This is a genomic window from Sphingopyxis sp. LARHCG72 (assembly GCF_052871675.1).
Genome location: NZ_JBIXJU010000005.1, coordinates 367222 through 380359, shown reverse-complemented (window position 1 = coordinate 380359; position 13138 = coordinate 367222). Strand labels below are relative to the sequence as shown.

The window sequence follows — 13138 nt, the reverse complement described above, 5'->3', positions numbered from 1 at the left end:
CGGCGCTACCGCACCAGCACGCCGCCCTTCATCACATGGTCGATCGTTTCGAGCGCGCCGATGTCGGTGAGCGGATCGGCCTTGACCGCCACGAAGTCGGCATAACGGCCGGGCACGATCGCGCCGACGTCGGTACGGCCCATTTCCTCGGCGGCGCGGCCGGTGGCCGACCGGATTGCCTGCATCGGGGTCATCCCATATTTGACCATGTTGCGGAACTGACGCGCGTTGAGCCCGTGCGGATAGACGCCGGCGTCGGTCGCATAGCCGATGTTGACGCCCAGTTCGACCGCGCGGCGGAAGGCGGCGCGCTGCGCATCGGTCGTCTCGCGATTCTTGCGCAGATACTCTTCGGGCCAGCCCTCCTTCGTGCCGACCTCGTCGATATAGGTGCCGTTGTAGATGTCCATCGCGAGCCACGTGCCATGCTTCTTTGCGAGCTGCAGCGTCGCTTCGTCGGCGAGGCTCGCATGTTCGATGCTGTCGACCCCCGCGTTGATGGCGTTCTGAATCCCGATGGCGCCGTGGGCATGCGCAGTGACCTTCTTGCCGCGGGCATGGGCGACCTTCACGATCGCGCGCAGCTGTTCGGGCGTGAGTTCGGGCGCGCCGGGCTCGGTGCCGATCGCGAGCACGGCGCCGGTCGCGATCGTCTTGATGAAGTCGGCGCCATGGTCGAGCAAATACGTTGTCTTTGCCGCCGCCTCTTCGGGCGTCGCCGCGACACCGAGCCGCATATCGGGCGGCAATTGTTCGTTCGGGACGACGCCGTTGAGTTCGCCGCCACCCTTCGGAATCGTGAGGTAGGCACCCGCGACCCACATGCGCGGGCCGGGCACGTCGCCGCGCTCGATCGCGTTGCGCAGCGTGACGTCGGTGAGCCCGCGATAGGTGCCGACGTCGCGCACGCTGGTGAACCCGGCTTCGAGCGTGACGCGTGCGTTGCGCGCGCCGACGAGCGCGGTTTCGGCGGGCGACGCCTTCATCGGTGCCGCGAGATCGGCGCTCTGGCCGAGGTCGGCGAGGTGGGTATGGAGATCGATCAGACCGGGCAAGACGGTATAGGCTGACCAGTCGATCACGTGCATACCGCGCGGGGTTTGCCCGCAGCGTTCAATCCGTTCGATCCGATCGTGCATGACGATGATGCACTGATTCACCTGCACCGTGTCGCTGACGCCGTCGATCAGTCGCCCGGTGCGGATATATTGCGGGCCATAGTCGGCCTGCTGCGCGGTAGCCGGGGCGGGCTGGCCGAATGCCAGAGCCGCGACGGCGGCGATCAGCCCGCGCTGCCGAACGCGTCGCACTGGCGCGGATCCCCCGATTGCAGTCCGCGGCGCAGCCAGCTCATCCGCTGTTCACTCGTCCCGTGGGTAAAGCTCTCGGGCACCGGCCGCTGCCCGGCCGAGCGCATCAGCGTATCGTCGCCGATCGCATTGGCGGCGCGCATCGCTTCTTCCATGTCACCCGGCTCCATCACCGGCTGGCCGTCGCTGGTCTTCGCACGCGCCGCCCAGACGCCGGCATAGCAGTCCGCCTGAAGCTCCATGCGGACCTGCAGCGCATTGCCTTCGGCCTGCGAGGCGCGCTGCTGCGCGCGGCGAACCTGTTCGGAAATGCCGCTGATCGTCTGGATATGGTGTCCGACCTCGTGCGCGATCACATAGGCCTGCGCCGCGTCGCCCGCGGCGCCGAAGCGTTGTTCAAGCTCGCGGAAAAAGCTGGTGTCGAGATAGACTCCCTGGTCGGCGGGACAATAGAAGGGACCCATCGCGGCCTGTGCAGCGCCGCATTTTGATTCGTTCCGCTCGGTGAAGAAGTTGAGCCGGGGCTTCTGATAGCCGTTGATCAGTCCGCCCCAGACGGTGTGGGTCGACCCGAATACATTACAGGCAAAGCGTTCGGCTTCGGTGTCGCACGCGACATTTGCGCCGCTACGGCTGTCGGTCATCGGGTCGCTCGTGCCGCCGCCCATGCTCAGCATATTCGCGCCGGGGCCGAGAAGGAAAAATGCCGCCACGCCGATGAGCAGGATGGTGCCGCAACCCATCTTGCGGCCGAGCAGCATCGGAAGGAAGCCGATCAGCAGTCCGCCGAGACCGCCGCCTCCGCCGCCACCCCCGAAACCGCCGCCGCCGCGGCCAAGGTCGCGGATATCGTCGCCGGGATCATAGTCGTCGAGGCGCATCGGGCTTCTCCACCGGTGAATGGTCGTTTCGCCGCGAGTGTTACAGCAGCGCCAAGCAATTGGAAGGGGCTTCGAATATAATCGAGCCATTGCAATGGCTCGTGCTGCGGTGCACAAATCCGCGACACATCCAACGAAGGATCGCCGAGTCCATGCCCCGCCGCGCCGCCCGTGCCGCATTGCCATTGCCCGATCTCGTTGTGCTCGTCTTGCAGGGCGGCGGTGCGCTGGGGGCTTTTCAGGCGGGGGTGTATGAGGCGCTCATCGAGCTTGGTATCGAACTCGACTGGGTGGCCGGGATTTCGATCGGCGCGGTCAACGCCGCGATCATTGCCGGGAACGAGCGCGATCAGGCCGTGAGCAAGATGCGCGAGTTCTGGGAGGGCGTGTCCTCCGCGCTGCCGTCGCTGCCGACCGCGGACAATGACTGGGCGCGCGAGTGGTCGCATATGGTGGCGGCGGGGCAGGTGATGGCCTTTGGCGTGCCGGGCTTTTTTACGCCGCGTTTTCCGCCGCCTGCCTTTGCCGAACGGCAGACGCCCGAGGCGGTGAGCTTCTATGACACCGCGCCGCTGGTCCAGACGCTCGACCGGCTGGTCGACTGGGACCGGGTGAACAACGGCAAGGTGCGCCTGTCGGTTGGTGCGGTCGCGGTCGAGACGGGCAATTTCCGCTATTTCGATACGAAACTCGAAACGCTGGATGCGCGCCACATCCTCGCTTCGGGCGCGCTGCCGCCCGGCCTGCCGCCGGTCGAGATCGACGGCACATGGTATTGGGACGGCGGGCTCGTGTCGAACACCCCGCTTGAACATGTCGTCGAGGCGGCGAACGAGGATATGCTGGTATTCCAGGTCGACCTGTTCCCCGCGCGCGGCGAGCGGCCGCACGACCTCGAAGAAGCCTGGTCGCGCGAGAAGGATATCCGCTTTTCGAGCCGCACGCGCCGCATTTCGGACGGGCTTGTGCGGCGGCGCAAGGAGCATCGGTTGATCGACCGGATGCTGCAGAAACTGCCACCCGAATTCGCCGATCTGTCTGAAGTGAAGGCGGTGCGCAAGATGGTCGATTGCAAGGCGCTCAACGTCGTTCAGCTGATCCACGAACCGCCCAAATGGCAGACCGGCGCGCGGGATTTCGAATTTTCGCGTTCGACGATGGAGGTCAACTGGGCGCTCGGCCGCGATGCGGTCGAGGCCGCAATGAAGGACGGCCACCTGCTCGCCGACAGCATCGCCGAAGGACGGTCGGACAGCTTCGCGGTGCAATCCAATACGCTGCGACCAAAGACCGAGTCCGACGTTTCCTGACTCTCTCCCCCACCGAAAGGATTATCTTATGCGCCTCACAGGAAAGACCGCTCTTGTCACCGGATCGACGTCGGGTATCGGGCTGGGGATAGCGAAAGTGCTCGCTGCCGAAGGCGCGAACATCATCATCAACGGATTTGGCGAAGCCGATGCGATCGAGACCGAGCGCAAGGGGCTGGAAGCGATCAACGGCGGCAAGGCCGCCTATGACGGCGCCGACCTGACGAAACCCGAACAGATCGAGGCGATGTTCCAGCGCGCCGACAAGGATTTCGGCGGCGTCGACATCCTCGTCAACAATGCCGGGATGCAGTTCGTGTCACCGGTCGAGGATTTCCCGCCCGAAAAATGGGACATGATCATCGCGCTCAACCTGACCGCGGCGTTCCACACGATCCGCCACGCGGTTCCGGGCATGCGCAAGAAGAAATGGGGGCGCATCATCGCGACCGCGTCGGCGCATTCGCTCGTCGCCTCGCCGTTCAAATCGGCCTATGTCACCGCCAAGCACGGGCTCGCCGGCCTGACCAAGACGGTCGCGCTCGAAGTCGCCGACGCCGGGATCACGGTCAATTGCATCAGCCCCGGCTATGTCTGGACGCCGCTGGTCGAAAACCAGATTCCCGACACGATGAAGGCGCGAAACATGACGCGCGAACAGGTGATCAACGACGTCCTGCTCGCCGGCCAGCCGACGAAGCAATTCGTGACGGTCGAGCAGGTCGCGGCGGTCGCGTCCTTCTTGACGCGCGACGAGGCGGCGAACATTACCGGTGCCAACCTCAGCGTCGATGGCGGCTGGACCGCGGCATAAGATGTTGCGGCCTTGAGCAATCTCCTTTGCCCTCCTAAGGTTAATGCAACCGGACCGGGGAGTGACGGAGAATGAGGGGTCGTACGAGTTTGATTTTTGCCCTGGCGCTGGGCCTGACGGTCGGCGCCTGCCGAACGGTGCCGCCCGTGCCGCCGTCGGCGGCCGATGCGCCGGCGGAAACGGGCACATGGCGCGGCACCGCGACGGCGCAGGACCAGGCGCGGATTCGCGGCTGGTACAGCAGCTGGCAGACCGCGCTGGCCGACGCCCGGGCAAAGGGCTTTGGCGCCGATATCGATCGTGAAGGCGTGCTGTTACAACCGACCGCAGCCTTGCCCAACCCGCATATGCCGGCGGGTGATTACCGGTGCCGGACGATCAAGATCGGCGCGCAAGGGCGAAACGGCCTTTCCTACGTCGCCTATGGCTGGTTCCGCTGCCGTGTCTCGGCCGAGCAGGGTCTGTCGAGCCTGACCAAGATCACGGGGTCGCAGCGGCCCGTCGGGCTGATCTTTCCCGACAATCTGAAACGGCAGGTCTTCCTCGGCACGCTCGAGCTGGGCGACGAGAAGATGGCGGTCAATTACGGCAGCGACCGGATGCGCGACATGGCCGGGCTGGTCGAGCGGATCGGTGACAATCGCTGGCGGCTGGTGCTGCCCGCGCCGGCCTATGAATCCTTGCTCGACGTGATCGAACTGGTCCCGGCGGGCTGACAGACAGATAAACAGGGGAAATTGCATGCGGATCTTGTGGACAAGCGCGGCTGCGCTGGCTCTCGCTGTGCCGGCGGCGGCGCAGACGTTGGGGGGCGAGGTGCAGAAGCAGATGCCGTCGCTGATGACGATCTACAAGGATCTCCACGCCAATCCCGAACTCAGCTTCATGGAGGTGCGCTCGGCGGGCATCCTCGCGGCGGAAGCACGCAAGCTGGGGTTCGAGGTGACCGAGAAGGTCGGCGGCACGGGCGTCGTCGCGGTGATGAAGAACGGGCCGGGCCCCGTCGTGCTCGTTCGCGCCGACATGGACGGCCTGCCGGTCACCGAACAGACCGGGCTGCCCGGCGCGTCGAAAGTGCGCGTGACCACGAAGGAAGGCGTCGAGACGGGGGTGATGCATGCGTGCGGCCACGACACGCATATGACCGCGTGGATCGGCGTTGCGCGGCTGATGGCGGCGAACAAGGCCAAATGGTCGGGCACGCTGGTGATGATCGGCCAGCCCGCCGAAGAACGCGGCGCGGGCGCGCGGATGATGCTCGCCGATGGGCTATATACGCGCTTTCCCAAGCCGGAATATGTGCTGGCCTTCCACGACGCGGCGCAGTTTCCCGCGGGCATGATTGGCTACACGCCGGGCTATGCGCTCGCCAATGTCGACAGTGTCGATATCACGGTCAAAGGCGTAGGCGGCCACGGCGCCTATCCGCAGACGACCAAGGACCCGATCGTGCTCGCAAGCCGCATCGTCGGTGCGCTCCAGACGCTCGTCTCGCGCGAGATCAGCCCGCTCGACAGCGCCGTGGTGACGGTCGGCAGCTTCCACGCGGGCGCGAAGCACAATATCATTTCGGACGAAGCCAAACTGCAGCTGACGGTGCGCAGCTATAGCGACGAAGTGCGCGATCACCTGCTCGACGGCATCGCGCGCATCGCCAAGGGCGAGGCGATCGCCGCCGGAATGCCCGACGACAAGATGCCCGTCGTGACGGTGCAGAAGGACGAGTATACGCCCGCGACCTTCAACACCCCGGAATTCACCGAGGAGATGGCGGCGTTCCTGAAAACGAGCTTCGGAAACGATCGCGTCGTCCAGATGCCGCCGGTGATGGGCGGCGAGGATTTCAGCCGCTTCGGCCGCGAGGACAAGAGCATCAAGAGCCTGATCGTCTGGGTCGGCGGCGTGCCGCAGGCCGAATATGACGCGGCGAAGAAGGAAGGGCGCACCTTGCCCAGCCTCCATTCGCCCTTCTGGGCGCCTGATGCGCCCGCGGTCATCTCGACCGCGACCGAGGCGCTGACGGCGATGTCGATGAAGCTGATGGCGAAAAAATAGGCGGGCGCGCGGAACCCTACGGTTGCCCAACATCGCAGGCTGGTCCGCCACCATTTCCCAAATAAATTGGGATGGACCTGTTCGCGAGGCTGTGGTGAGCAAAAGACATGTCTGCCAATGAACCCGCTCCCGGCTTGACCGCATGCCTCACGGATCGGGAAATGGAAGTCCTTCGCCTGTTGGTGGCGGGGCATACCGTCAAGACCATCGCCGCGCGTCTGGGCCGCTCCGAAACCTCGATCAACGAGCGTTTGCGCGCTGCCCGGCGCAAGACGGGGGTCGGCAGCAGCCGCGAATTGGCGCGTCTTCTCGACGTCCAAAAAACTTGTGACGAAAATATCGATCTTCCGGGACAGCGCGCCAGCGTGAACGATTGGACGCACACCGCAACCGTCGGGGTTCGCGGGTCGAAAGGAATGATCGTCATGCTCATCGCAATACCCTTGGCCGCCGCCGGGTTAATGGTCGCAACCGCCCCTTCCGCCGATCAGGCCGGAGCGCCAAACGCCGTTCACGGCGCGGCATCCACGCAGCTGCCGCTGGTCGGAAGCTGGTCGCTGGACGCATCGCTCATGCCGGAGACGGAGCGGCCGCGACGCGTGACGATGACCTTCCGTCCGTCGCAAGACGGCAAGTGGACAACGCGTGTCGAAATCGTCGCGCCGGACGGCTCCAGCAGGCATTCGGAATCGACCGCCGCCCTCGATGGCGTCCCGGTGCCGATCACCGGCAATATGGATTTCATCGACAGCGTGGCCTTGCGCCAACCAGCGCCGGACACATTGGTCATGACGCTGGGCAAGGCCGGTTCGCGGGTGTCGACGCGAGTGTACACCGTCGCGAAGGATCTGAAATCCATGACCGAAACGATTGTCTGGTCCAGCGACAACCGTCAGAAACTGGAAACGACGCATTTCAATCGGATCGATTGATCGCAGCCCGGCTTTCGCCGCCGGCATCGTGCGGCTTGAGCATGTTCGATCGTCCATCGTCGGGCTTGCTCGGGTCAGGCCCGGGATGATGTGCGTCCTGCCGAGTCACAGGCGTCGCCTGCGCCGGCAACGCCCCCTCCCAACCTTCGGCGCCCCGGGCTTGCCCCCGGGGCGCCGCCTTGTCGCTTTTGCGATATCGCGACGGGCAGCGCGGCTGCCATCCCTGGTTTCAGCGTCATTCCCCCGTGAAGGCGGCGAAGCTGCCGCCGCGGCCGGCGCCTTCGGTAAAGCGTTTGGCGCCCGTTGCTGCGCCTTCGCGTAGCGGAGCGACCCCGGCGTGTGCCTCGTGCGCGAGCGCGCCTTCGATATCGAAATCCCATTGGCGATAGGCGCTCAGCCGGTCGCTGTTCATGCAGAGTTGCGGGAAGGCGGCAACCTGCTTCGCCAGTTCGATTGCGGCGGCGAGCGCTTCGCCATCGGCGACGACCCGGTCGGCGAGGCCGATGCGATGCGCTTCGTCGGCGGTCACCGCACGGCCGGTCAGGATCATGTCGAGCGCACGGCCTTGCCCGACGATGCGCGGCAGGCGCACGGTGCCGCCATCGATCAGCGGCACGCCCCAGCGGCGGCAATAGACCCCGAACACTGCGCTTGTCGCTGCGACGCGCAGGTCGCACCAGAGCGCGAGTTCGAGCCCGCCGGCGACGGCGTGGCCTTCCACCGCGGCGATCACCGGCTTTTCGAGCAGCATGCGCGTCGGTCCCATCGGGCCGGGGCCGTCGGGGTCGTAAGGCGAGGTGCCGACGGCATTGAGGTCGAAGCCCGCGCAGAAATGACCCCCGCTTCCCGTGAGGATCGCGACGCGTGCCCCGGCATCGGCGGCAAAGGCGATGAAAGCGTCGCGGAGGGCGAGCGCGGTTTCCGGATCGACCGCATTGCGCCGCGCGGGGCGATCGACGGTGACGATGGTCACCGGGCCATCATGATCGACAATCACGGACATGCAGGGCTCCAGCGCGCCGGATGCGCGTCACACGGGCTAGCATGATGCGGCCGGGACTTGAAAGAGCGGCGCTTGTCCCCTAAATGCGATTCATGCGGGCCGGGCCCCTCTGGCGTCGGCGGGGTATTTCCCGCCACGTGATGTCGGACCGCATCGGGTGACACCGATGCTCTGGCCCATCTCCCCTCTACCCCCGGGACCGGCATCGGCGTCACCTGCTTGATTTATCAATCAGGAGGCCTTTTATGACGCTCAATCCCAATCTTTACCGCCTGACCGTGCTGCATCGCCAGCTCGACGAGGCCGAACGCCGCGAAGTGCGGCGCCGCGGTGCCGATCCGTTTCGGCTATTGCGTTTGAAGACGCTGAAGCTTGCGGTCAAAAAGCGGCTTGCCGCGCTGACGGTGCGGCCCGCGCTGCGCCCGGCGTTCGCTCGCTAAACCCACCATAATCGACGACCGGGAGCGCTGCCTTTTTGCGAAGGCGGCGCCCTCGGCATATCCAGGGAATATCATCATGGAATTTCTGTTCGCCGACTGGCTGGGAACCCCGGCCTGGTTCTGGCTCGCCTTCCTCACGCTCGTCATCGCGCTCACCGCGTTCGACCTTGGCGTGCTCAACAAGGAAAACAAGGAGATGGGGATCGGCGAGAGCCTGAAACTCTCCTTGCTCTACATCGGTATCGCGACCGCCTTCGGCGCGTGGGTCTGGGCCGCGAAGGGCGGCGAGGCGGGCCTGCAATATTATACTGGCTTCTTCATCGAGAAGGCGCTGTCGATCGACAATATCTTCGTGATCTCGCTGATCTTCACGACCTTCGCGATCCCGCCGCGTTACCAGTATCGCGCGCTTCTTTGGGGCATCGTCGCGGTCATCGTACTGCGCGGCATCATGATCGCGGGCGGCGCGGCGCTGGTCACCGAATATGGCTGGCTGCTCTATATCTTCGCGGCATTCCTCGTGTTCACGGGCGTGAAGATGCTGTTCACCAGCGAACAGCCGATGGACGTCGCGGGCAATCCGGTCGTCAAATGGCTATCGCGCCGGATGCCGATCACGAACGAGCTGCATGGCGAGAAATTCTTCGTGCGCGTGCCCGATACGAAGACCGGCAAGATCGTCCTCGCCGCGACGCCGCTGTTCCTCGCGCTCGTCGTGATCAATCTGGCCGACCTTGTGTTCGCGGTCGACAGCGTGCCGGCGATCTTCGCGATCACGACCGACACCTTCATCGTCTACACGTCGAACATCATGGCGATCCTTGGCCTGCGCGCGCTCTATTTCGCGCTGTCGGCAATGGTGCACCGCTTCCATTACCTCAAATATGCGCTCGCGCTGGTGCTGGTGTTCATCGGGTCGAAGATTTTCGTGGCCGATTTCGTGTTGGGCGGCGCGAAATTCCCGCCGCTCGTCAGCCTTGGTGTCACGGTGGCGCTGATCGCGGGTGGTGTCGTCTGGTCGCTCGTCAAGACGCGCGAGGAGGACGCGGTGAAGTCCTGACGAAAATGTCCGCCGGAGGCCTCGCGGCTTCCGACGGACAGGCTTTCCTCCCCAGGAAAGCTCGGGAGGCGCGGGGCGGGTCGCTGACCCCGCGCCAAGAGGGGTGACGCGGGGGCTGCAACATTTCCCCCGCGTCGAACTCGTATCAGGCGGCGAACTGGTTCATCGTGTTGTCCTTGCCTGCGGCCTTGAGCGCCGCTTCGCCGGCGAAATATTCCTTGTGGTCGTCGCCGATGTCGCTTCCGCTCATATTCTGATGCTTCACGCAGGCGATGCCCTGGCGGATTTCCTTGCGCTGGACGCCCTTGACGTAGCCGAGCATCGCTTCGTCGCCGAAATATTCCTTCGCGAGATTGTCGGTCGACAGCGACGCGGTGTGATAGGTCGGCAGCGTGATGAGGTGGTGGAAGATGCCCGCCCGCTTCGCCGCGTCGCGCTGGAAGGTGCGAATGCGGTTGTCGGCCTCGGCTCCCAGTTCGGTGTCGTCATAATCGACGCTCATCAGCTTGGCGCGGTCATAGGCGCTGACGTCCTTGCCGTCCTTCTCCCAGGCGTCGAACACCTGCTGGCGGAAGTTCAGCGTCCAGTTGAAGCTCGGCGAATTGTTATAGGCGAGCTTCGCATTGGGAACGACTTCGCGGATGCGGTCGACCATGCCGGCGATCTGTTCGATGTGCGGCTTTTCGGTTTCGATCCACAGGAGGTCGGCGCCGTTCTGCAGCGAGGCGATGCAATCCATCACGCAGCGATCCTCGCCGGTTCCGGCGCGGAACTGATAGAGGTTCGAGGGCAGGCGCTTCGGACGCACCAGCTTGCCGTCGCGGTTGATCAGGACGTCGCCGGGGTTGCCCGCGCCCTCGACCTCTTCGCAATCGAGATAGCTGTTATACTGGTCGCCGAGATCGCCGGGTTCCTTGGTGAAGGCGATCTGCTTGGTGAGGCCCGCGCCGAGGCTGTCGGTGCGCGTCACGATGATGCCGTCCTCGACGCCGAGTTCCATGAAGGCATAGCGGCACGCGCGGATCTTCGCGATGAAGTCCTCGTGCGGCACGGTGACCTTGCCGTCCTGGTGGCCGCACTGCTTTTCGTCCGAGACCTGATTTTCGATCTGCAAGGCACACGCCCCGGCTTCGATCATCTTCTTGGCGAGGAGGTACGTCGCCTCGGCGTTGCCGAAGCCCGCGTCGATGTCGGCGATGATCGGCACGACGTGCGTTTCATGATTGTCGATCGCGGCCTGAATCTGCTTCGCCTTGAGTTCGTCACCCTCGGCGCGCGCGGCGTCGAGGTCGCGGAACAGCATGCCGAGTTCGCGGGCGTCGGCCTGGCGGAGGAAGGTGTAGATTTCCTCGATCAGCGCGGGAACGCTGGTCTTTTCGTGCATCGACTGGTCGGGCAGCGGACCGAATTCGCTGCGCAGCGCCGCGACCATCCAGCCCGAGAGGTAGATGTAGCGACCCTTGACGGTGCCGAAATGCTTCTTGATCGAGATCATCTTCTGCTGCGCGATAAAGCCGTGCCAGCAGCCCAAGGACTGGGTGTAGTTCGCGGGGTCGGCGTCATAGGCGGCCATGTCGGCGCGCATGATGCGCGCGGTGTAGCGGGCGACGTCGAGGCCGGTCTTGAACTTGTTCTGGGCGCGCATGCGGGCGATGCTTTCGCCGCTGATGCCGTCCCACGTGCCGTCGTAATCGCGGATGAGGCGGCCTGCCTGTGCCATGTCTTCCTGGTAGCCCATCGTCTTGTCCTTGTTCGGAGGTGATGCGTGGAAGTTGGCGAAGTTGCCGCGGAAAGTGAAAAGCTTTGTCAATAATATTTGTGAAATATGGCCGATAGGTGTAAATCAGCATGTAAATCAGTAAAGAAAGTTACAAGCGATGGCGGAGCGGCGGGTGTTTGCGGGGCCGGCGGTGCGCAAGGTGCGGCGCGAGGCGGCGATGACGCAGGCGGCGATGGCCGAGGCGCTCGACATATCGCCGAGCTACCTCAACCTGATCGAGCATGGCCAGCGCCCCTTGTCGGCAACGGTGATCGTCCGGCTCGCCGAACGTTTCGGGTTCGACGCGGCGAAGCTCGGCGCCGACGAAGTGCCCGGCGGGCTGGCGGGGCTGCGGCGGCGGCTCGCCGATCCGCGCTTCGCCGACCTCGGGATTGGCGGACAGGAGGTCGAGGAATGGTTGCAGAGTGCGCCGGCGACCGCCGCCGCCTTTGCGCGACTGTTCGATGCGGCGCCCGAGGCACGCACCGAAGGGGAAGGCGATGCGCCCGAAGTTGCCGCCGTCCGCCGCGCGATCGAGAAATGGCGCAACCATTTCCCCGACCTCGATGCGCGCGCCGAGGAACTCGCCGACGAGCTGCGGCTTGCGGGCGGCGACCTGTACGGCACGATTTCGGAACGGCTGCGCACGCGGCACCAGCTCGGTATCCGCATCCTGCCGAGCGACGTGATGCCCGACCGGCTGCGCTGGCTCGACTGGCATGCGCGGCAATTGATGCTGAACGAGCTGCTGCGTCCCGCGTCGCGCACCTTCCAGGCCGCTGCAACGCTGGCACAGGTCGAGGCGAAGGGCGAAATCGACGCGCTGGTCGCCGGTGCGGAATTTGCCGAACCGGCTGCGGCGCGCCTGTTCGAGCGGCATCTGATCCATTATTTTGCCGCGGCGCTGATGATGCCGTACAGCCGTTTCCTGCGCGCCTGCGACGCGACGGGCTATGACCTGCTGCTGCTCCAGCGCCGCTTCGGAGCGGGCTTTGAGCAGGTCGCGCACCGGCTGACGACGCTCCAGCGCGTCGGCGCGCGCGGGCTGCCCTTTTTCATGCTGCGTATCGACCGCGCGGGGCAGGGCAGCAAGCGCTACGCGGGGGCGAGCCAGTCGCCGCTCGTCGACGGCGATGCGCGCTGTCCGCTGTGGGGCGTGCACGAAGCCTTCGCGCGGCCCGGCGAAGTCGTCGCCGACCTCGTCGAGCTGGAGGACGGATCGCGCTGGTTCACCCAATCGCGCTCGGTTGCGGCCCCCGGCGCGACGGGCAGCGGCACGCCCGCACGCTTTGCGGTGTGCGTCGGCGTCGACGCCAAGGTCGCGGCACCGTTGATCGCGGCGCGCGGGATCGACCTGATGCGCAGTCCGGCGACGCCGATCGGGCTCGGATGCCGGCGCTGCACGCGCACCGGCTGCGTCCAGCGATCGATGCCGCCGCTCGGCCGCCCGCTGCGGTTCCGCGAAGGCGAGCGCGGGGTGAGCGCATTCGATTTTGCGGGCGATTAATCTTCCAAGCCCGGTGCATTGCTTAATTTGACATCCGTCGTGCCGTATTGGGAAGGGGGCGCGGTGA

At 65.2% G+C, this 13138-nt stretch carries 12 protein-coding genes; 8 read left to right on the top strand and 4 right to left on the bottom strand.

Features of this window, described 5'->3' with window-relative positions; genetic code table 11:
* Positions 1-5: 5 nt before the first annotated feature.
* Both ACIPPQ_RS14105 and ypfJ read right to left on the bottom strand, forming a co-directional pair.
* Positions 6-1310, bottom strand: a complete 1305-nt coding sequence (locus tag ACIPPQ_RS14105; RefSeq protein ID WP_446544692.1) for an amidohydrolase family protein — start codon at positions 1308-1310, stop codon at positions 6-8.
* A complete protein-coding gene (gene ypfJ, locus ACIPPQ_RS14100) occupies positions 1283-2191 on the bottom strand; it encodes a KPN_02809 family neutral zinc metallopeptidase (protein ID WP_446544691.1) in 909 nt (302 codons plus the stop codon). Before ypfJ ends, ACIPPQ_RS14105 begins: the two co-directional genes overlap by 28 nt.
* A gap of 152 nt (positions 2192-2343) precedes the next feature.
* Here ypfJ and ACIPPQ_RS14095 point away from each other — a divergent pair, with 152 nt between their 5' ends.
* The 5 genes from ACIPPQ_RS14095 (at position 2344) to ACIPPQ_RS14075 (ending at position 7302) form a co-directional block, all read left to right on the top strand.
* The gene (locus tag ACIPPQ_RS14095) at positions 2344-3501 is read left to right on the top strand and encodes a patatin-like phospholipase family protein (RefSeq protein ID WP_446544690.1); all 1158 of its coding nucleotides are present in this window, start codon (positions 2344-2346) and stop codon (positions 3499-3501) included.
* A gap of 28 nt (positions 3502-3529) precedes the next feature.
* Positions 3530-4315: a 3-hydroxybutyrate dehydrogenase gene (locus ACIPPQ_RS14090; protein WP_446544689.1), complete on the top strand. Its 786-nt coding sequence runs from the start codon at positions 3530-3532 to the stop codon at positions 4313-4315.
* A gap of 89 nt (positions 4316-4404) precedes the next feature.
* Entirely contained in the window at positions 4405-5031 is a 627-nt protein-coding gene (locus tag ACIPPQ_RS14085; protein ID WP_446544688.1) for a DUF4893 domain-containing protein, read from the top strand.
* Between the two features lie 25 nt (positions 5032-5056).
* Positions 5057-6370 (top strand): amidohydrolase, encoded by a 1314-nt coding sequence (locus ACIPPQ_RS14080; RefSeq protein ID WP_446544687.1) that lies wholly within the window; start codon positions 5057-5059, stop codon positions 6368-6370.
* A gap of 161 nt (positions 6371-6531) precedes the next feature.
* The gene (locus ACIPPQ_RS14075; protein ID WP_446544686.1) at positions 6532-7302 is read left to right on the top strand and encodes a helix-turn-helix domain-containing protein; all 771 of its coding nucleotides are present in this window, start codon (positions 6532-6534) and stop codon (positions 7300-7302) included.
* Positions 7303-7537: 235 nt separating this feature from the next.
* Here ACIPPQ_RS14075 and ACIPPQ_RS14070 read toward each other — a convergent pair whose 3' ends face one another.
* Entirely contained in the window at positions 7538-8305 is a 768-nt protein-coding gene (locus ACIPPQ_RS14070) for a crotonase/enoyl-CoA hydratase family protein (RefSeq protein WP_446544685.1), read from the bottom strand.
* Between the two features lie 245 nt (positions 8306-8550).
* On the opposite strand from ACIPPQ_RS14070, the gene ACIPPQ_RS14065 reads away from it, so the two are divergent.
* Positions 8551-8745 (top strand): DUF465 domain-containing protein, encoded by a 195-nt coding sequence (locus ACIPPQ_RS14065; RefSeq protein WP_446544684.1) that lies wholly within the window; start codon positions 8551-8553, stop codon positions 8743-8745.
* A 76-nt stretch (positions 8746-8821) separates the two neighbouring features.
* The gene (locus ACIPPQ_RS14060; RefSeq protein ID WP_446544683.1) at positions 8822-9805 is read left to right on the top strand and encodes a TerC family protein; all 984 of its coding nucleotides are present in this window, start codon (positions 8822-8824) and stop codon (positions 9803-9805) included.
* A 145-nt stretch (positions 9806-9950) separates the two neighbouring features.
* Here ACIPPQ_RS14060 and ACIPPQ_RS14055 read toward each other — a convergent pair whose 3' ends face one another.
* The gene (locus ACIPPQ_RS14055; protein WP_446544682.1) at positions 9951-11543 is read right to left on the bottom strand and encodes an isocitrate lyase; all 1593 of its coding nucleotides are present in this window, start codon (positions 11541-11543) and stop codon (positions 9951-9953) included.
* Positions 11544-11682: 139 nt separating this feature from the next.
* Between ACIPPQ_RS14055 and ACIPPQ_RS14050 the strand changes: the two genes are divergently transcribed.
* Positions 11683-13071, top strand: coding sequence for a helix-turn-helix domain-containing protein (locus tag ACIPPQ_RS14050; protein ID WP_446544681.1), 1389 nt, complete (start codon positions 11683-11685; stop codon positions 13069-13071).
* The last annotated feature ends 67 nt before the right edge of the window (positions 13072-13138 follow it).